At 67.1% G+C, this 17,457-nt stretch carries 16 protein-coding genes; 6 read left to right on the top strand and 10 right to left on the bottom strand.

The window, feature by feature from the left end; genetic code table 11:
- Nucleotides 1-49: 49 nt before the first annotated feature.
- The 4 genes from LDL21_RS07435 to LDL21_RS07420 are packed head-to-tail and all read right to left on the bottom strand — an operon-like array spanning nt 50 to nt 4,852.
- Nucleotides 50-463: a nuclear transport factor 2 family protein gene (locus LDL21_RS07435; protein WP_225279363.1), complete on the bottom strand. Its 414-nt coding sequence runs from the start codon at nt 461-463 to the stop codon at nt 50-52.
- Nucleotides 460-1,395 (bottom strand): NAD-dependent epimerase/dehydratase family protein, encoded by a 936-nt coding sequence (locus tag LDL21_RS07430; protein WP_225279362.1) that lies wholly within the window; start codon nt 1,393-1,395, stop codon nt 460-462. The genes LDL21_RS07435 and LDL21_RS07430 overlap by 4 nt, the downstream gene beginning before the upstream one ends.
- A gap of 11 nt (nt 1,396-1,406) precedes the next feature.
- Nucleotides 1,407-4,202 (bottom strand): non-ribosomal peptide synthetase, encoded by a 2,796-nt coding sequence (locus LDL21_RS07425; RefSeq protein WP_225279361.1) that lies wholly within the window; start codon nt 4,200-4,202, stop codon nt 1,407-1,409.
- Nucleotides 4,203-4,243: 41 nt separating this feature from the next.
- Nucleotides 4,244-4,852, bottom strand: coding sequence for a malonic semialdehyde reductase (locus LDL21_RS07420; RefSeq protein WP_225279360.1), 609 nt, complete (start codon nt 4,850-4,852; stop codon nt 4,244-4,246).
- Nucleotides 4,853-4,976: 124 nt separating this feature from the next.
- Here LDL21_RS07420 and LDL21_RS07415 point away from each other — a divergent pair, with 124 nt between their 5' ends.
- A complete protein-coding gene (locus LDL21_RS07415; protein ID WP_225279359.1) occupies nt 4,977-5,621 on the top strand; it encodes a TetR/AcrR family transcriptional regulator in 645 nt (214 codons plus the stop codon).
- Nucleotides 5,622-5,787: 166 nt separating this feature from the next.
- Nucleotides 5,788-6,246: an NUDIX hydrolase gene (locus LDL21_RS07410; protein WP_225279358.1), complete on the top strand. Its 459-nt coding sequence runs from the start codon at nt 5,788-5,790 to the stop codon at nt 6,244-6,246.
- A 198-nt stretch (nt 6,247-6,444) separates the two neighbouring features.
- On the opposite strand, the gene LDL21_RS07405 is transcribed toward LDL21_RS07410, so the two are convergent.
- The 3 genes from LDL21_RS07405 to LDL21_RS07395 all read right to left on the bottom strand — a co-directional run bounded on the left by LDL21_RS07405 (nt 6,445) and on the right by LDL21_RS07395 (nt 9,856).
- The gene (locus tag LDL21_RS07405) at nt 6,445-7,866 is read right to left on the bottom strand and encodes a sugar porter family MFS transporter (RefSeq protein WP_225279357.1); all 1,422 of its coding nucleotides are present in this window, start codon (nt 7,864-7,866) and stop codon (nt 6,445-6,447) included.
- Nucleotide 7,867: 1 nt separating this feature from the next.
- Entirely contained in the window at nt 7,868-9,295 is a 1,428-nt protein-coding gene (locus LDL21_RS07400) for a glucose-6-phosphate dehydrogenase (RefSeq protein WP_225279356.1), read from the bottom strand.
- A 186-nt stretch (nt 9,296-9,481) separates the two neighbouring features.
- Nucleotides 9,482-9,856 carry an antibiotic biosynthesis monooxygenase family protein gene (locus tag LDL21_RS07395; protein ID WP_225279355.1) on the bottom strand — a complete coding sequence of 125 codons (375 nt, stop codon included), beginning with the start codon at nt 9,854-9,856 and terminating at the stop codon, nt 9,482-9,484.
- A 129-nt stretch (nt 9,857-9,985) separates the two neighbouring features.
- On the opposite strand from LDL21_RS07395, the gene LDL21_RS07390 reads away from it, so the two are divergent.
- A complete protein-coding gene (locus LDL21_RS07390; RefSeq protein ID WP_225279354.1) occupies nt 9,986-10,414 on the top strand; it encodes a hypothetical protein in 429 nt (142 codons plus the stop codon).
- A 52-nt stretch (nt 10,415-10,466) separates the two neighbouring features.
- On the opposite strand, the gene LDL21_RS07385 is transcribed toward LDL21_RS07390, so the two are convergent.
- Nucleotides 10,467-12,527, bottom strand: a complete 2,061-nt coding sequence (locus LDL21_RS07385; protein ID WP_225280305.1) for an MMPL family transporter — start codon at nt 12,525-12,527, stop codon at nt 10,467-10,469.
- A gap of 92 nt (nt 12,528-12,619) precedes the next feature.
- On the opposite strand from LDL21_RS07385, the gene LDL21_RS07380 reads away from it, so the two are divergent.
- The 3 genes from LDL21_RS07380 to LDL21_RS07370 all read left to right on the top strand — a co-directional run bounded on the left by LDL21_RS07380 (nt 12,620) and on the right by LDL21_RS07370 (nt 15,459).
- Entirely contained in the window at nt 12,620-13,132 is a 513-nt protein-coding gene (locus LDL21_RS07380) for a MarR family winged helix-turn-helix transcriptional regulator (protein WP_225279353.1), read from the top strand.
- 137 nt (nt 13,133-13,269) lie between these two features.
- Entirely contained in the window at nt 13,270-14,304 is a 1,035-nt protein-coding gene (locus LDL21_RS07375) for an NADP-dependent oxidoreductase (RefSeq protein ID WP_225279352.1), read from the top strand.
- A 60-nt stretch (nt 14,305-14,364) separates the two neighbouring features.
- Nucleotides 14,365-15,459, top strand: a complete 1,095-nt coding sequence (locus LDL21_RS07370; RefSeq protein ID WP_225279351.1) for a GGDEF domain-containing protein — start codon at nt 14,365-14,367, stop codon at nt 15,457-15,459.
- A 44-nt stretch (nt 15,460-15,503) separates the two neighbouring features.
- On the opposite strand, the gene LDL21_RS07365 is transcribed toward LDL21_RS07370, so the two are convergent.
- Nucleotides 15,504-16,622, bottom strand: coding sequence for a glycerate kinase (locus LDL21_RS07365; RefSeq protein ID WP_225279350.1), 1,119 nt, complete (start codon nt 16,620-16,622; stop codon nt 15,504-15,506).
- A gap of 30 nt (nt 16,623-16,652) precedes the next feature.
- Entirely contained in the window at nt 16,653-17,450 is a 798-nt protein-coding gene (locus LDL21_RS07360; RefSeq protein WP_225279349.1) for an ABC transporter ATP-binding protein, read from the bottom strand.
- Nucleotides 17,451-17,457 lie beyond the last annotated feature (7 nt).

Below are 17,457 nucleotides of genomic sequence, written 5' to 3'. Positions count from 1 at the left end.
AACTGCCGCGGGCGACGACCGTGCGGTCGGCCCGCGGCGTGGTCGGGTGTCAGCTTTCGATGGCGGCGTGGAAGGCGACGGTGTCGAAGATGTCTTCCATTCGGGTGGCTTTGCCGTCGCGCATGGTCCAGGAATGCAGGAAGGGCAAGGTGGTCGAGGTTCCGCTGCGGGCGATGACCTGGCGGGTGCCAAGGACGATGACGCGGTCGTTCTGTTCGATGAATTCGACCGGGTGAAGCACCATGCCGCCGAGCACCGACGGGACGCGAGCGAGGAACTCCTTGATCCCCTCGTGGCCGATCTTGGTTCCGCCCAGGCCGTATTTGTGCATGCCGTCGGGGTGCACCCACTCGACGTCGTCGTGCATGGCGGCGAGGATCTTGCCGACATCGCGGGTCGCGAAACCCTCGTACGCGGTGCGGATTGCCGCGATGTTCGGCGTCGTCACCTGAGTGTGGTTCATCGCGGCGTCACCTCACGGACGTGTGCGGGGTAGTGCGCGGCGAGGGTGCGCCGGATTCCCTCGCGCCAGTCGACGGTGCAGGGGCCGGTGATGGAGCGACGCGTTTCGGGGTCGAATTGGTAGGTCTCGCGGGTGATCTCGGACGGGACGAGTTTCGCCTCGATGCCACTGAGTTCTTCGAGGTAACGGACGCAATCGGTGATCCCGACCGACTCGTCACCACCCCAGTTGACCACCCGGGCGGGTACCGACGCCGCGTCCCACAGCGCGGGTACCTGGGCGACGAGGTCGTCGGTGTAGAGCAGCGAACACCAATTCTGGCCCTCGAGCGGAACCGGGATCGGCTCGCCGGCTAGCATCCGCTTGAAGTACAGCATGGGCACCCCGCCGTATCCGCCGGGGCCGTAGGCGATATTGAGGCGGGCGATCGTGGTCGGCAGTTCAAGGGTGTTCGCCAACGCTCGCACGGTGCCTTCAGCCGCGATCTTGCCGACCGGATAGGTGGGCAGCCAGTCGGCGACACCGTCGATCGGGTCGGATTCGCGATAGGCGTGGTCGAGGGTCTGCCGCTTGTACAGCGCGCCGGTCGACACGAACAGAAACGCCTCGGCGGTGCGGCAGTGGGTCATCAGCCGCGCGCACGCGGTGGAGTTGACGGTGAGCGCGTCTTCGAAATCGGTGCCGTCACCACGGTGAACCGCCGAGTGCAGCACATGGGTGAAATCGGTCGGCAGCTGCGCGTAACCCGCGGCCGTCGTCTCGTTCATGTCCCAGTGCTCGGTGATCACGCCGGAGGCGCGCAGTTCGTCCTCGACACCCGGCGTTCCGAAGCGGCCGAGGCACCAGACCTCGTTGTGGGCGGCGAGCGCCTCGGCGACCGGTCTGGCGACCTGCCCCGTGCCGCCGGTGATCAGAATCTTCTTGCCCTGCAACGTATTTCTCCCTATCGGTCGGCGTCGGCCTGTGCCAGCGCGCGGTCGAGTTCTTTGCGCAGAATGGACTGGAACGCGGTGACGTGCCGTGGTCCCATCAATGTGTAGTGCTCACCGGGCACATCGATGTAGCGGTTCGCCTCGGTGGTGAATTCGTCCCACCTGCGCAGTTCGTTGTCGATCCAGTCCTGTTTGGTGCCGCGCAACGGGACCGCGCAGAACACACTCATCGAGCGAACGGCGCCGCTCGGCGTGTACGTGCGGCCGAGGCCGGTGAGCCCGTCGGCGAGTTCGGCCCACGCCGTGAACTTCGTCAGATCCAGGTCGAGTTCGGCGACGCGGTCGGGCGGGGCGAGTTCGATCAGGCGCGCGAGCTGGTTCCCCTTGGACAGCGCTCGCAGTTCGGCGGGCAGTTCGACGGCCTGCCGCTTGGTGACCAGGTCGAGGAACATCGCGAGATTCGTCGCGGTCTCGGTGAAATCGAGCTCGTCCATGCGGTATTTGATGTGCGGTGGCAGGTTGAAGCTGCCGAGGAAATCGACCCGTTCCCCGTCGGCTTCGAGCCGCTTGGCGATCTCGAACGCTACCGCGGCGCCGAAGGAATAACCGGCCAGGGCATACGGACCGTGCGGTTGCCGCCGTCGAATGGCGCTCGTATAGACGTCGACCATCTCCTCGAACGTGTGGAACGGCTCCTCCCCCTTGTTGAAACCGCGGGCACGCAGCGCGTAGAACGGACGGTCTCCGACGAAGTACTTGGCAAGATTGACGAACACCAGCACCTCACCGACACCGGGGTGCACACAGAACAGCGGCGTCTTCGTACCACTGGTCTGCAACCCCACGATCGGATCGTAACGGCGCGGCCCGCCACCGCCCTCGTCCACGACAGCTGCCAGCTCCCGCACCGACGGTGCGGTCAGGATGGCGATGATCGGCAGGTCCGATACGCCGAAGCGGCGGGCGATCTGCTGCTGCAGCCGAAGAATGTCCAGCGAGGTGCCACCGAGGTCGAAAAAGCTGGCCGTGGCGCTGATTTCGGTTGCCGGAACATCGAAGAGCTCCGCGTAGACAGCGGTCAGGATCGACTCGGTACCCCCCTGCGGTGCCGAGTATCCGCCGAGCTGGCGGGTCGTGAGTGCCGCGGTGTCGGCGATGACGCGGTCGTAGCCGCCTGATTCGAGCTGTTGGCGCATGCGCGGCCGCAAGGTCTTGCCCAGGCTCGTCTTCGGGAAGTCCGCTTTGCTCAGGGGCAGAATGAATCCGGGGCGGAACCCGCACAGCAACACCACCGTGGAACGGACGGCCGTCAGTAGGCGATGCAGGTCGGCTTCGTCGGCGGTCTCGGCGTGCAGGGCGATCACGAGCTGTTCGGTGTCACTGCCGGGGCGACGCGTCGGGAACGCGGCCACATAGCCACGGGCGATGCCGTCGAGTTCTTCGACGGCCGTTTCGATCTCGTGGCTGAAGTAGTTCACGCCGTTGACGATGATGCTGTCCTTGCTGCGACCGACCAGCGTGAGCCGGCCGTCGGCCAACCGCCCGAGGTCGCCCGTGCGGAACCAGCCGTCGGCGGTGAACGCTGCGCGGGTGGCCTCGTCGTTATTGAAATAGCCGCCGGTGACCATGGGGCCGCGCAGCTGCACCTCCCCCGCGGCGCCCGCGGGCAGCGGTCGCCCGTCCTGGTCGGCCACCCGCAACTGTAATCCGGGCACCGGATGTCCGACGGCGGCGAACTCCTGCCCGGTGTCGGCCCCGGGGAAGTCGCGATTGTAGATACTTCCCGCACATGTCTCGGTCATCCCGAACGCCGGCCACAGCGCGGTCTCGCGTAGACCATAGGCGGCAAAGGTTTCGAGGAACCGTGTTCCGGTCGCGACCACATTGGCTTCGCCGCCGCTCACGATATGCCGCAAGCAGCTCAGGTCGAGACGGGCGCCGTCGACGTCGGGCTCGAACAACGTATTCAGTTGTCCGAGTAGGAAATTGGGTGTGAAAGTCATGGTCACCCGGTGGCGGGAGACGATCCGCAGGAATTCCATCGGATCGTCGGCCACGACCTCACTCGGCGCATGGATCTGTCGCGCACCGCAATACAGCGGCAGCAGATGCGTTTCGAGCAGGGCCGCGACGTGATCGAAAGAGATCCAGTTGAAGGTGATGTCGTCGGGATTCAGCTGCTGGACGGCGGCTTTGGCTGCCATGGAGCTGAGCAGATTGCCGTGGGTGAGTGCCACCGCTTTGGCGTTTCCGGTGGATCCGGAAGTGAGGACCAGCAGCGCGAGGTCGTCGGCGGAGGCGAGGTACGGGGTGGGCTCGTGTTCGCCGGTGCGCAACGATTCCACCGTCACCGTCGCCAACCCGGGAACCGCGGGCATGGTGTCGTCGATCGACTGCGACGTCACCACGAGTGGGCGTTCCAGCAATTCGTCGACATGACGCAACGCGCTCGCCCAGCGGGTCGGATCGGTGGGCTGGGCGACCATGGGACACGGCACGAACCCGCCGAGGAAACACGCCCACAGCACGGTGACGAAGTCTTCGTGATCATCGAGCAGGAGAGCGACTTTCGACTGTGGACGCAACCCGCGGTCGCGCAACGTGCCGGTGAGCGACAAGGCCTCGTCGAGCAGTTGGGGATATGAACGGTGCACCCGCACGGTCGGTCCGTCGCCGGTGCGCTGCAGGTAGGTCGTGCCGCTCGTGGGATGGTGCCGGGCGGCGTGCAGGAGAATCTGAGCCACCGACCCGGCGTCGTTGACCGCGTGGGGTACAGGAATGGTCGAAATATTCGATGTAGCAGTCATTGTGCCTATCCACTGATCAGAGTTGCGCCGCGGCGCGATATTCAGGCGGTGGCGAAGACCTCGTCGTACTCCAGCCGTGGCAGCCGTCCCATCCAGGCGTCCGGGCCCGGCTTGCCGATGTTGATGACGCACAGCGGGACATGCCTGCCGTCGGGGAAGAACTCGCGTCGCACGGCGTCGCCGTCGAAGCCGACCATCGGGCCCGCGGCCAGACCCGCCGCGCGAATGCCGACGATGAGGTAGGCCACCTGCAACGCGGCGTTGAACGTGGCCGAGGGCTCACGGACCGCCGGATCGGCGAAGACGTTCTGCGGGTTCTCCATGAACGGAACCAGTTTGGGCAGCTCGTCGTGGAAGTCGAGGTCGGCCGCGACCACGACCGTCAGCGGCGCCCGCGCGGTCTTGTCCTTGTTGCGGTCTGTCATCGCCTCGACCAGCTTCGACTTGGCTCCGTCCGACCGCACGAGGACACCGCGCAGCGGTTGCTGGTTCATCGAGGTCGGCCCGAACTTCACGAGTTCGTAGACAGCCCGGAATTGCTCGTCGGTCACCGGTTCGTCGGTGAACGTGTTGGCGGTGCGGGCAGTGCGGAACAACATGTCCTGCGCCGCCGCGTCGAGCGCCAGTAGATCGGTTGATGTCGCCGTCATGAATCCTCCGCGGCTCGAGTTACTTAGACTAGTCAGTCCAGTCCAGTAAATAGTAGATAGACTGGCTCGTCCACCCGTAATCTTGGTGACCCAGGCCACTCATCCGTGAAAGGCGCCGACGGACATGTCGACATCGGCAACGCGATCGACCGGACCCGGCGGCCGCCCCCCAGGGGGCGATCCGGGTAAGCGTCGAGCCATCCTCGACGCCGCGATCGACACATTCCTGCGCGACGGCTACGAGCGGGCAACCCTCGACGTGATCGCCGAACGGGCCGGCGTGGCAAAACAGACCGCCTACAACCACTTCGGCGACAAACAGACCCTGTTCCTGGCCGCGGTCGAGCACGAGCGCGCCCAGGTGGCAGCGACCTTCGGTACCGCGATCGCCGGGCCGGATCGCACCGACGTCACCGCCGCGCTCGTCGAGATCGGCCACCGCGTCCTGCGGGTGCTGCTCGACGAGCGGGCGTCCGCACTGCGCCGTCTCATCATCAGCGAGGTGGCCCGGATCCCGTCACTGCGCCCCGCCTGCGCCGACGGCGAACCGAAACAGCTGGTGGCCCAGATCGCCGACCTGCTGCGTTCCCGCAGCGAACTCGACGTCGAGGATCCCTCGACCGCGGCCCGTCAGTTCGTCTCGCTTCTCGTCCAGCAGGGTCTGCACGCGTCGATGTACGGCACGATCGCGCTCCCCCGCACCGAGGCCGACACCATCTGCACCGAGGCCGCCAACCTGATCGTGCGCGCTTTCCGCACCGATCTGTGACCCTCCCGATCCTCGCCGACAGCATGGTGACCCACGACGCGAAACGCGGCTGCCACGGCCGCCCCATTTCGAGCGCGTCGACCTGGTGTCGAGGAGTAGCGTATTCAATCGATACAGTCGTCGGATCCGCCTGAGTCGGTTCCGGAATCGGAAGTCGGTAAGCCCCATGGTCTCCGCATCGGAGTTGGAAGAACTGGCCCGCCAAGTCGAGGTCGACGGCACCGCTCCTAGAGTCGGTGTGATCATCGAACGCGACGGAACAGTCCTACTCCTGGAGCGTCACGACAGTGGTCCGGTCAAGGTCCCGCTGAAGCTTCCCGGGGCCACGGTGAAGCCGGGCGAAACCCTCGCCGCGGCGGTGACGCGTGGGGTGCGCGAGGAAACAGGGCTTGTCGTCACCGGGATCCGCCATCACGTCGGCGATTTCGACTACCTGTCCCCCGACGCACACCGCGTCCGCCGACTGCATTTCGCCGTGGATGTCGCGGCGTTCGAACCGATTCAGCTCACCGCCCATGCGCGGTACGCCTGGACGCCACTCGACGGCCACCTCCCGGTGACATCCTCCATCCGCGGCATCCTCGGTATGTACCGCGAACTCCGGGGACGCGCCGCAATGTCGTGAGATGGATCCCGACTCCGGCACCCAGCCCGGCACCGAATCCGCGGCCCCTCGTGGGACGCCCCTCGACGAATGGCTCCTACGTCCGCGCCGGTGTTCATCGCGGAATGGCAAAGCGACTGTGCCTGACCAGCGATTCGAATCGCCGGTCGGCACGAACCTCTCCCCACCGCACGACGCGCGACGCCCGTCCTGCGGTGATTAGGCCGCTGAAGCGTTCGGGGTGTGCCTGCCGGCGCGGGCCTGCAGGTCCTTGTCGATCTGCGCGAAGTCGCGATCCTTGGTCTCGGGGACCCGGCGGTAGACGAATATCAAGGCCACCAGGCAGATCACGGCGAAGATCAGGAAGACGGGTCCTGATCCGATCGCCCCGGTGAGGGGCAGGAAGGCCGTCGACATGATGAAGTTCGACAACCAGCTCACCGCTGAGCCCGCGCCCGAGCCCTGCGCCTGCACGTCGGGTGGGAAGACCTCCGCGAGGATCACCCAGAACACCGGGCCCATCCCGATGGCGAAGGACGACACGAACACCAGCATGCACACCAGCAGGATCACCGAACCGAGATCGACGATGAACGAGACACCGAGCAGTGCCACCGAGATTCCCATTCCGACCAGGGAGATCAGTAGCAGCGGTCGGCGTCCGAGCCGGTCGATCAAGCGCAGCGAGACGAATGTCATCGCGAGATTGACGATGCCGATGATGACCGAATACACGATCGAGTTCGAGGCGCTGAGACCGGTCTCCTCCATGATCGTCGGCGCGTAGTAGAGCACGGTGTTGATGCCGACGAACTGCTGCAGGACGGCGAGTCCGAGCGCGACGATCAGCGCGGGGCGGACCCGGGGCGCCAGCAGCACGCGCCAGCCCTTCTGCTCGGGACTGTTGTCCTGTTTCCGAAGCCGCTGGCGTTCGGCTTCCTGGTGGCGGTAGTGCTCGATCACCTTCTCGGCGCCCGCCGCACCGACGACCGAGCCGATGGTGGTTCGTGCTTCGTCGATACGCCCCTGCGCGATCAGCCAGGTGGGCGTTTCCGGCAGCCGTTTCACGATCAGCACCAGCAAGACCGCCGGAATCGCGCCGACCCAGAACATCGCACGCCAGTCGCCGCTACCGCTGAAGGCGAGGTTCACGAGGTAGGCGACCAGCATGCCGACCGTCTGCAGCAGCTGATTGAGCGTGAGCATTCGACCGCGGATCTGCGGCGGCGAGATCTCACCCAGATAGGTGGGAACCAGTGCCGAGGCGATGCCGACGCCGAAGCCCATGACCAGGCGGCCGAGGACGAGCAGGGGGAATCCCGTCGCCAGCGCCGACACGATGAAGCCGACCGCGAACAGCAGCCCGGCACCGCCGAGCACCATTTTGCGGCCGAATCGATCCGCGAGCCCGCCGGTGAACATGGCCGCGACCAGCGCGCCGAGCAGCAGAATACTTGTCACCAGGCCCTGTTGGGCGTCGTGGAGGTCGAGGTCGCCTCGGATGTAGAGCAACGCACCGGAAATGACGCCCGTGGCGTAGCCGATCATGAAGGTGGCGAGGTTGATCCACAGTCCCCACCGAGCGACCATGCGCAATCCCGCGCTGGGAACGTCGAGTTGCGAATTCTCCGAACTCGTCATCTCATTCCCCCTGGCCGGGGAGCCCGGTCGGAGCCCAGCCCTCGGGGCCGGTGCTGCCCGCCGCGTATTCCCCTATCGGCACCCGGTTTTCGCGCCAAGCCTGGCGGACCGGCTCGATGATGCGCCAGCACTGGACGGCCATGTCGCCACGGACCGACAGCGGTGGGATGCCCTCGATCACGCCCCGGAGAACTTGGCCGTAGGGCGGCAGCATGCCCGCGCCGAACTCTCCGGCCAAGCTCACCGGGTCGATCTCGAACGAGTCGCCCGGTCCACTGATGTTCACGTCGAGCCCGAAGGTGTTGGCGCCGAGGGGTATTCCGATGTGGAGCCGGTTGGGTTGCGGGCTGCCGGTCATGCCGACCGGTACTTGTTGCGGCGGCTTGAAGGTGACCGTCACCTCGGTGCGCGGTGAGCCGAGCGCTTTGCCCGAGCGCACCCGGAACGGCACCCCCGCCCAGCGCCAGGTATCGACCGCGAGCACCAGTTCGGCGAAGGTCTCGGTATTGCGGGAACCGTCGATGCCGTCCTCGTCCACGAAGGAGGGCACCTGACGGCCGTCGATCTCACCCGCGGTGTAGCGGGCGCGGCGGCTGTATTCGATCGGGTTGTCGTCCCAGACCCGGGTGGCCCGCAAGATTTGAGCCTTCCCGTCGCGTACGGCGTCTCCGTGCAGGGACGGCACGGGCTCCATCGCGAACAGCGACAGCACCTCGAGCAGGTGGCTCTGGATCATGTCCGCCAGCGCGCCGGTGCCGTCGTAGAAGGCGGCCCGGCCTTCCAGCGTCAGGCTCTCGTCGAAGACCACGTCCACGCTGTGCACGTGCTGGTTGTTGAGCAGGGGTTCGATCATGCGGTTGGCGAACCGCACGCCCAGGATATTGAGGACGGTCGACATGGCGACGAAGTGGTCGATCCGGTGCACATGGTCTTCCGGAACCAGCTGTGTCACCAGTTCGTTGAGCGCGGCGGCGCTCTCGGCGTCACTGCCGAACGGCTTCTCGATCGCCAGCCGGGTGCCTTCGGGCAGGTCCAATCCGGTGAGCACGCGGCAGACCTTCTCGGTGACGGCGGGCGGCAGCGCGAAATAGATGATCAGCTGACCCGAGCACGAGTCGAGCAACGCGCGCAGATCGTTCTCGTTGGTGGCATCGGCCCTGACATAGCGGGTGGTCGCGACGACGGCTTCCACCTGCGGCCCACGCGCGTCCACCGTCGCGAAGGACTCGGTGACCTGCGTCCGCCAGCGGTCGTCGTCCCAGCTTTCCACCGCGCTGCCGACGAGCTGAAGCTTGTCCACACTGCCGGTGGTCAACAGCGCACCGAGCCCCGGCAGCAGCAGCCGCGCGGTCAGATCGCCGCTCGCACCGAGAATCACCAGCGTCTGATCACGTGAACCGTTCGCACCAGTTGTCGAGTCCGAGGTCATAGTCCTTCGCTCCTGTCGTGCGTATTGCGACGAGCAACGCGGCCTGCAATGCCGATCCGACCCTGCGCCCACAGCGGAGCGCCTCCTGCTTGAACTTGCGCGGGACAACTCTATGTTGCCGATGGACCCGGCGCCGGGAGGTCGTGAGCAGCGCGTCACCGGGTGCACGAAACGGCGTGAAGCCGATCAGCGCGACCCGGGTTCCGTTGACCGCGACCATTCATACTCGCGTTCGACATGGCATATCCGCGCCCGATAGCCGAGATAGAACCGCTCGCGTCCCTGGCGCTGCACTGCGACATGTGCGACGTTCTCACGCCAGCTCCGTAGGGCATCCAGGTCACGCCAATACGACACGGTGATGCCACAGCCCGCGTCTCGGGCGAACTCCATGCCCAGGTAGCCGTCGACCTGTGCTGCGAGGTCCGCCATTTCCGCTGCTGCTTCGACGTATCCAGCCAAGTCCGCGGTATCGGTCGACAGGGCCGTGGTCAAAATTGCTGCATAGTAGGGCGGGGCGGTGGTGCGGACGAATGGCAAGTCGCCATGCCACGACGTCATGACCTCTTCCTTTCAACGGCTCTGCGCCGGTAGACAACACAACCGGTGGTCGCTGGGTGACGATCCACCCGCGACGGTGCAACGGCGACACGCGGCCATCTGCGGTGGGGGTGCGCCAGAATCGAAGACATGAGTACCGCATCGGCAGTTGCTGTCGCCGTCGTGTTCGTCTGGCTCGGCATGGTGCTGGCCATCTCGTTTCTCGAGGCGCCGCTCAAGTTTCGCGCACCGAACGTCACCCTCGCGATCGGGCTCGGTATCGGCAGGATCGTTTTCCGTGCGCTCAATATCGTCGAAACCTGTTGGGCGGCAGTTCTTGTGGTTACGTTGGCGCTCGGCCTTCCCGGCGTCGCGGCCGGTTGCGCTGTCGCTGTCGCGGTGATCGCCCTCGCCGTCCAGATGATCGCCGTCCGTCCGCGACTGAGCCGTCGCAGCGACGCGGTGCTGGCCGGGCTCGACGCACCTCGCTCACTCGGCCATTACGGCTATATCGCGCTGGAAGTGGTGAAGACGATCGCACTGGTCGTGGCGGGTATCACCCTGCTGATCTCCGCCTGACACCTCGCGGAGGGACCGCCTCGAAGCCGCGAGCACCTGCATTGGTTCCCGGCTACTTCTCGGGGGCCGAGGGCCACCAGACCTTGTCACCCAGGAGTTCGAACAGGGCCGGAACCACCAGGGTTCTGACCACGAAAGTGTCGAGCAGGATGCCGATGCCGACGACGATGCCGAGCTGGGTGAGGGTGATCAACGGAAGTACGCCCAGGACGCAGAACACCGCGGCCAGAACCGCGCCCGCGCTGGTGATCACCGCGCCGGTGGATGCGACGGCGCGGACCATGCCCTGGGTGGTGCCGTGGGCCGCTGCCTCCTCACGCGCTCTGGTCACCAGGAAGATCGTGTAGTCCACGCCGAGTGCGACCAGGAACAAGAAACCGAACAGTGGCACGTTGGTGTCCAAAGCCGGGAAGCCGAACACGGTGCCGCTGATCCAGCTGCCGGCACCGAGGGCGGCGAGCGCGCTCAGGACCGTGACGCCGACGAGCAGCACCGCCGCCGGAACCGCGCGCAAAAGGGCCAGCAACACCAGCAGAACGACGACCAGGATCAGCGGGATGACCAGTCCCTGGTCCCGGCGCGCGGCGTCGCGGATATCGAGGGCCTCGGCATCGGAGCCGCCGACGAGCGCTGCACCGTTGGGGATCGCGCCGAGTGCCGACCGCATCGCCTCGACGGTGGTGAACGCGTCGGCCGAGCCGGGCGGCGCATCGAGGACCACCGACCACCGCGTCGTACCGGTGTCGGAGTTTCCGGTTCGGGTCGCCCGTGAAATCCCTGGCACCGTATCGAGCTCGGCCTGCACCGACGGTGCGGCCGCCGTGCGGGCGATCACGACGGCGGGGTCGGCGGAGCCGGAGGGGAAGTGTTCGGCCAAGGTCTGTAGTCCATCGACGGATTCGGCTTCGACCCGGAACTGCTCGGTGCGTGACAGGCCGATGTCGGTGGTCGCGAGACCTGCGGCGAAGACCACAAGGACCGCCGACGCGACACCGGCGACGAGGGCCGGGCGGCGCACCACACGCATGGCGACGTTCGCCCAGATGCCGTGCTCGGCCGGGTCGCGACCGTCGGCGTGCGGCACGAACGGCCAGAAGATCTTTCGCCCGCACAGCGCCAAGGCCGGGGGCAGGGCGAAGAGGACGAAGATCAACGCGACGAAGAGTCCGGCCGCCGCGAACGCACCGAGGCTGCGCGTGTTCGGCAGCGCGGCCAGCAGCAGAGTCAGCAGTGCGAGCACAACGGTGACATTGCTGGCCAGGATGGCGGGCGCGGCATGGCGCACGGCGGCGCGCAGAGCGTCGCGATGGTCGTCGTGGCGATGCAGTTCGTCGCGGTACCGGGAGACGAGCAACAGTGCGTAGTTCGTGCCTGCGCCGAAGACCAGCACGCTGGTGATACCGGAGGTCGAGCCGTCGAAGGTGAGACCGGTGAGCTGGGCCAGTGCGGTGCCGACGCTGGTGGCGACGCGGTCGGCCAGGCCGACGACCGTCAACGGGACGAGCCAGAGCACCGGTGAGCGGTAGGTGAGGATCAGCAACACCATCACCACGAGCGCTGTGACGATCAGCAACAGGGTGTTGGCACCGGAGAAGGAGTCGGCGATGTCGGCGCCGAAGGCGGGACCGCCGGTCACTTGCACGCGCAGCGGTTCGGGCAAGTCCGTGGTGAGGGTAGTGCGCAGCTCGTCGACGCGATCGGTCAGCGCGAACCCGTTGAGGTCCGCAGGCACCGGGATCTGAGCGATGGCGGCGCGGCCGTCGGGCGCCGGGACGACGCGCGGACCGCCCGACGCGGAGACCTCGGCCCGAGTGAGCGCGGCCTCGAGTGCGGCAAGGTCGGTCGAGGTGAGCACGCCGTCATCGGTGCGGGTCGCCACCAAGATCGCGGCGGCTTCGTCCGCGCCAGGGAAGTCGTCGGCGGCAGCGGCGGCCCGAGCGGATTCCGCCGAGGACGGCAACGACACCGGCGCCTGCCCGGCGCTCTGGTTGCTGCCCGCCGACGCGATAACAGCCACCGCGGCCACGAACACCGCGAGTAGCAGCGCCCACGATCGCCGCCCGGTCACCATCCGGGCGAATCGATCCCATCCCTGCCCGTCGCTGAGTCGCATCACGCGGACAACTATTTCAGAAACTTAACTATCTGACAATGTCGGCCCGCGGAAGCGACTAAGCTCGCAACCGGATCGAGAGGAGACATGCGTTGGATGACCAGACCACCGAGGACACCGATCCGGCTCGCGACAGGTCGGAGCTGGAAACCGAGATCGCCCGCGATCTGCGCGCGCTGACCGCGGTCTCCGAACAGATCGGTCATGTCTTCGCGCGGTCGAACGATCTGCGCCCCAACGACTTCCGTGCCCTGATGCATGTGGCAACCGCACAGGCCGAAGGCGCACCGGTGACCGCGGGTCGGCTGAGCACACTGATGGGTATTTCCGCGCCCGCGGTCACCTACCTCGTCGAGCGGATGATCGAATCCGGCCATCTCGAGCGAGTACCCGACGCCACAGACCGCCGACGAGTGCACCTCGGCTACACCGACCACGGCATGTCCGTGGCGGCCGGATTCTTCGAGCCACTCAGCACCCGCACCCGAGCTGCGATGGCCGAGCTGCCCGCTGCCGATCTCGAGGCGGCCCACCGAGTGTTCGTCGCGATCACCGGCGCGCTGCGCGATTTCCACAGCGAGTTACCGGCGCAGACCGATCGCTGAGCCCGTCGCCGACGTCGGTCTCGGCTCGCCGACCGCGCCTCCACCGCTCGTCCGCCGCCCACAGCATCGTTGGGCTCGATCCGCGCACCGCCGTGCCACATGCCTGCCGTGGCCGATGTCGGTGGCAGACTCGAACGGTGGTGACAAAGCAGTGGGGTGACACCGAGAATCGGCAGTGGATTCTTCGGCGCAGGCCGGGAAACACGTTGAGCGACAACGACTTCGAATTGCGGCGTGCGCCAGTACCCGAACCCGGTCCCATGGAGGCGCTGGTGCGGGTGCGGTGGCTGGGGATCGACGCTACTCAGCGGGGTTGGCTCAACGAGGAAGCCGGGTATATCGAGCCGGTGCCGCTGGACACGGTGATGCGTGGCAGCGGTGCCGGTGAGGTTGTGGCCTCGAACAACCCTGACTATCCCGTCGGGTCCTGGGTGGTGGGAATGGTCGGGTGGCAGGACCACGTCATCGCCGGTGGGCAGGGATTGTTCGGCTTGAACGTGGTTCCCGACGGTATCGACCCGAAACTGATGCTGAGTGCGTTCGGGGTGAACGGGCTCACCGCCTACTTCGGGATGGTCGATATCGGCAAACCCGAAGTCGGCGATACCGTCGTGGTTTCCGCGGCTGCCGGTTCCACCGGGTCACTGGCCGGGCAGATCGCCAAGGCCCTGGGTTGTCGGGTGATCGGGATAGCCGGGGGTCCGGCCAAATGTGCCTGGCTGACCGAGACTGCGAAGCTCGACGTCGCCATCGACTACAAGCACGACAACGTGGCCGAGCGGCTGGCCGAGGCTGCGCCGGACGGTATCGATGTCTTCTTCGACGGTGTCGGCGGCACCATCCTGGAGGCCGGCCTGGCCAACCTGGCGAGGAATGCGCGGGTGGTGCTGTGTGGCGGCATCGCCTCCGGCTATACCGCGACCGCTCCGGCGGCCGGGCCCCGCAACTACATGGAGCTGGCCATGCGTCGCGCGCGCATGGAGGGCTTCATCTTCCTCGACTACGTCCAGCGTTTCCCCGAGGCGTTCGAGCGGCTGACGACCTGGCATGCCGACGGTGCGCTCGTGGTCGCCGAGAACATCGTCGACGGTCTCGAATCCGCGCCGAGCGCGCTGCGCGGCCTGTTCGGCGGAGCCAATATCGGCAAGCAACTCGTGCGCATCGATACATAGGGAGATCGCCGGAATCGGCAGGAACGAGGTGGCTATGCCGTCGGGTCCAAGGGTGAGTCGATGAGTGGCGGTACGACGCTGCGGTCCTGGTGGAAGGACCCGGTCGACTACCGCTGGCTGGTGCGCACCCTCGCCGCTCGCTCGGCGTTGCTGCCGCTGAAGGTGCTGATGGGCACCGCCGGTGCGGGGATCGCGGTCATGGGTCTGGTGATCGCGGGCACGCCCGCGGGGCCGCCCGTCGGGGCGTCCGTTGTCGGAGTTCTGGCGGGCGTGCTGTGGGCCGCGCGCTGGTGGCTGCTGCCCTGGCCCGGCAGAACGGAGTCGCTGGTCCTGATCGCCTGCGCCGATCTGCTGTTCACGATCGAGTTCCTCCAGGTGCACAACCGCCTGTTCGGCGCCATGGGTGCCGTACTACTGCTGGCGACCGGCAGTTATCTGAGTTTCTTCCACAGCGCACGGGCGGTGGCCGCGCATTCGGCCTGGTCGGTGCTGTCGGTGGTGGTGCTGTCCGTGCGGATCGCGACGGGCGGGGACGGCGTCACCCTCGCGGTCGCGGTGGGTCTGCTGCTGGCGACGGTGATCACCGCGGTGCCCGCGTTCCAGCTGCTCTACTGGCTGCTGCGCATCGAGTCGCTCTCGGACCCCCTCACCGAACTGCTCAACCGGCGGGGCCTCGAGAACCGGCTCCCCCGACTCGTCGAGGACCATCGCGCCGTCTGCGTCATCTCCTTCGACCTGGACCGGTTCAAGAGCGTCAACGACACCTGGGGTCACCGCATCGGCGACATCGTGCTGATGCGAACCGCCCGGCGTCTGCGCGAAGCCACCCCGGATTCGTCGGTGGTGGCGCGGACCGGCGGCGAGGAGTTCGTCGTGGCCGCCCCGATCGCGGCGGCCGACGCCCGCGAGGTCGCCGAACACCTCTGCCGGGTGGTCGCCGCGCCCTCGGGTAGCGAGGTGGGCGTGACGGCCAGCATCGGCGTCGCGGTCTTCGACGCGACGGCCTGCCCGCACTGCCCACGCCCCACCCCCGACCGCTTGCTGCAGTGCGCCGACGCGGCGATGTACCAGGCGAAACAGTCCGGTGGAAACCTGGTCGTGCTCGACGACCTCACCCGGCCGCCCGGGCACTCCCACACCCCGGACGGGGAATGAACCGGGAATTTCCGCACTGCCGAGGGCGGTGCGCACCACGGCGATCAGCCGGAAAGCGCTGGGATGCAGGCGATCTCGCGGCCGATCCGGGTGAGAAGTCGGCTGGTCAGGTCCGGGTCTTCGGCGGTGTTCGAGTCGGTGTAGTCGCCGAGAGAGTAGACGGCCGTGAAACCGGCTCGGTGCCAATGGTCGCGGGGCAGGCTGTTGCGGCCGGCGACCGCGACGACGGGGGTGGGGTAGGCGCGGCCGGCCAGAACCGCGGGGAGTTTTCCGTGGGCGGTCTGCTCATCGATGCTGCCCTCGCCGGTGATCACCAGGTCGACATCGGGCAGGTGGCGGTCGAATCCGAGCAGTTCGAGAAAGAACTCGGCACCGGAGACCATGGTGCCGCCGAGCAGCAGGGCGGCGAAGCCGATCCCGCCCGCGCTGCCCGCACCAGGCGCGACCGCGACAGCCGCCGCGTCCGGATAGCCGCTGCGGACGAAAGCGCGGACCAGGTTGCCCAGTCCGTCGTCGAGAAACCGGACGTCGGACTCGGTGGCGCCCTTCTGCGGGCCGTACACGGCGGCCGCACCGTCCGGTCCGAGCAATGGGTTGGTGACATCGCTCGCGACCACGATGTCCACCTCGCTCAACCGGACCGCCCGCGACGAGTCGACCGTGTGGACGCGAGCGAGACTCCGCCCACACGCGCGCAATCGCTGTCCACTCGCGTCGGCGAAGGTGAAGCCGAGCGCGGTGAGCATCCCCATCCCACCGTCGGTGCAGGCGCTGCCGCCGAGTGCGAGGACCAGGCGTTGCGGCCGGTGCCGCAGCGCCTGCGAGATCGCTTGTCCCACACCGAGACTGCTCGCGTCCAGCGGCAGCTTCCGGCCGTTCGGCAGGGTGGCGAGGCCGCAGGTGCTCGCGACCTCGACGACGGCGGTGCCGTCGCCGACGGCGATCCGCGCGTACGTCGGGGTTCCCGACGCCCCGGCCACCGTCACCGGATGCGGCGTGAAACCGGCCGCGACCGCCGCGTCGACGCTTCCGTCGCCGCCGTCGGCCATCGGCATCCGCAGGCTGTCGATCCCCGCCTCCGCCAAGCCGTCGGCCAGGCGGTCGGCGACCTCGGCCGCGGTGAGGCTGCCTTTGAATTTGTCCGGGGCGACCAGAACCCTCACGTGGTCGACGTCCTCTCTGCGGTCCGGATCTCAGTCCGCTTGCGCTACCGCGCCGAGCAGTTCCCGGACCCGGTTGGCGACGGTGATGAATTCCGGCGTCTCCATCGTCGTGGCGTAGTCGCGGTGCGCGGGCAGGTCGACATCGAGCAATTCGATGATCTTGCCCGGCCGTGGACTCATCACGACCACCCGATTGGCGAGATAGACGGCCTCGGCCACCGAATGCGTGACCAGCAGGACCGTGGTACCCGTCTCCCGCCAGATGCGGTGCAGTTCGACGTTCATCCGTTCCCGGGTGAGCGCGTCGAGTGCGCCGAACGGCTCGTCCATCAGCAGCACTTCCGGTCGGTGCAGCAGGGCTCGGCACAGCGAAACCCGTTGCTGCATACCACCGGAGAGTTCGTGCGGCAGGGCGTTCTCGAAGCCGCCGAGGCCGGTCATCTCGATGAGCCGATCACATTCGGCGGCCGCTGCCCGCTTGTCCATGCCGCGCATCTCTGCCTGCAGCAGGATGTTCTTGCGTACGGTTCGCCATTCCAGCAGCGCGGCACGCTGGAATACGTAACCGATATCGCGCTGCGGCCCCCGCACGGAGGCTCCGCCGAGTTCGACGCTGCCCCCGCTCGGGTCGGTGAGGCCCGCGACGACTTTCAGTAGCGTCGATTTGCCGCAACCGGACGGGCCGACGATCGACACGAATTCGCCGCGACGGACGTGGAGGTCGACATTGTGCAGGGCGGTGACCTCACCGCGGGTGGAGGAGAACCTTACGGTCAGCCCGTCTACGGCGACCGCGGTGCCGGTGCGGGTGTCGGTGGGTGTGCTCATTTCGTCA

It is taken from the genome of Nocardia rosealba, from assembly GCF_020216065.1.
Taxonomy (GTDB): Bacteria; Actinomycetota; Actinomycetes; order Mycobacteriales; family Mycobacteriaceae; genus Nocardia; species Nocardia rosealba.
The sequence above is the reverse complement of the archived record's forward strand: the minus strand, read 5'-3'. Positions and strand labels throughout refer to the sequence as shown.

What these genes read in the sequence shown, in the direction of transcription:
- LDL21_RS07400 (WP_225279356.1), bottom strand. Translation starts at nt 9,295, where the DNA reads ATGACCTCGGACTCGACAACTGGTGCGAACGGTTCACGTGATCAGACG.
- LDL21_RS07410 (WP_225279358.1), top strand. Translation starts at nt 5,788, where the DNA reads ATGGTCTCCGCATCGGAGTTGGAAGAACTGGCCCGCCAAGTCGAGGTC.
- LDL21_RS07415 (WP_225279359.1), top strand. Translation starts at nt 4,977, where the DNA reads ATGTCGACATCGGCAACGCGATCGACCGGACCCGGCGGCCGCCCCCCA.
- LDL21_RS07370 (WP_225279351.1), top strand. Translation starts at nt 14,365, where the DNA reads ATGAGTGGCGGTACGACGCTGCGGTCCTGGTGGAAGGACCCGGTCGAC.
- LDL21_RS07385 (WP_225280305.1), bottom strand. Translation starts at nt 12,527, where the DNA reads ATGCGACTCAGCGACGGGCAGGGATGGGATCGATTCGCCCGGATGGTG.
- LDL21_RS07435 (WP_225279363.1), bottom strand. Translation starts at nt 463, where the DNA reads ATGAACCACACTCAGGTGACGACGCCGAACATCGCGGCAATCCGCACC.
- LDL21_RS07395 (WP_225279355.1), bottom strand. Translation starts at nt 9,856, where the DNA reads ATGACGTCGTGGCATGGCGACTTGCCATTCGTCCGCACCACCGCCCCG.
- LDL21_RS07420 (WP_225279360.1), bottom strand. Translation starts at nt 4,852, where the DNA reads ATGACGGCGACATCAACCGATCTACTGGCGCTCGACGCGGCGGCGCAG.
- LDL21_RS07390 (WP_225279354.1), top strand. Translation starts at nt 9,986, where the DNA reads ATGAGTACCGCATCGGCAGTTGCTGTCGCCGTCGTGTTCGTCTGGCTC.
- LDL21_RS07360 (WP_225279349.1), bottom strand. Translation starts at nt 17,450, where the DNA reads ATGAGCACACCCACCGACACCCGCACCGGCACCGCGGTCGCCGTAGAC.
- LDL21_RS07405 (WP_225279357.1), bottom strand. Translation starts at nt 7,866, where the DNA reads ATGACGAGTTCGGAGAATTCGCAACTCGACGTTCCCAGCGCGGGATTG.
- LDL21_RS07425 (WP_225279361.1), bottom strand. Translation starts at nt 4,202, where the DNA reads ATGACTGCTACATCGAATATTTCGACCATTCCTGTACCCCACGCGGTC.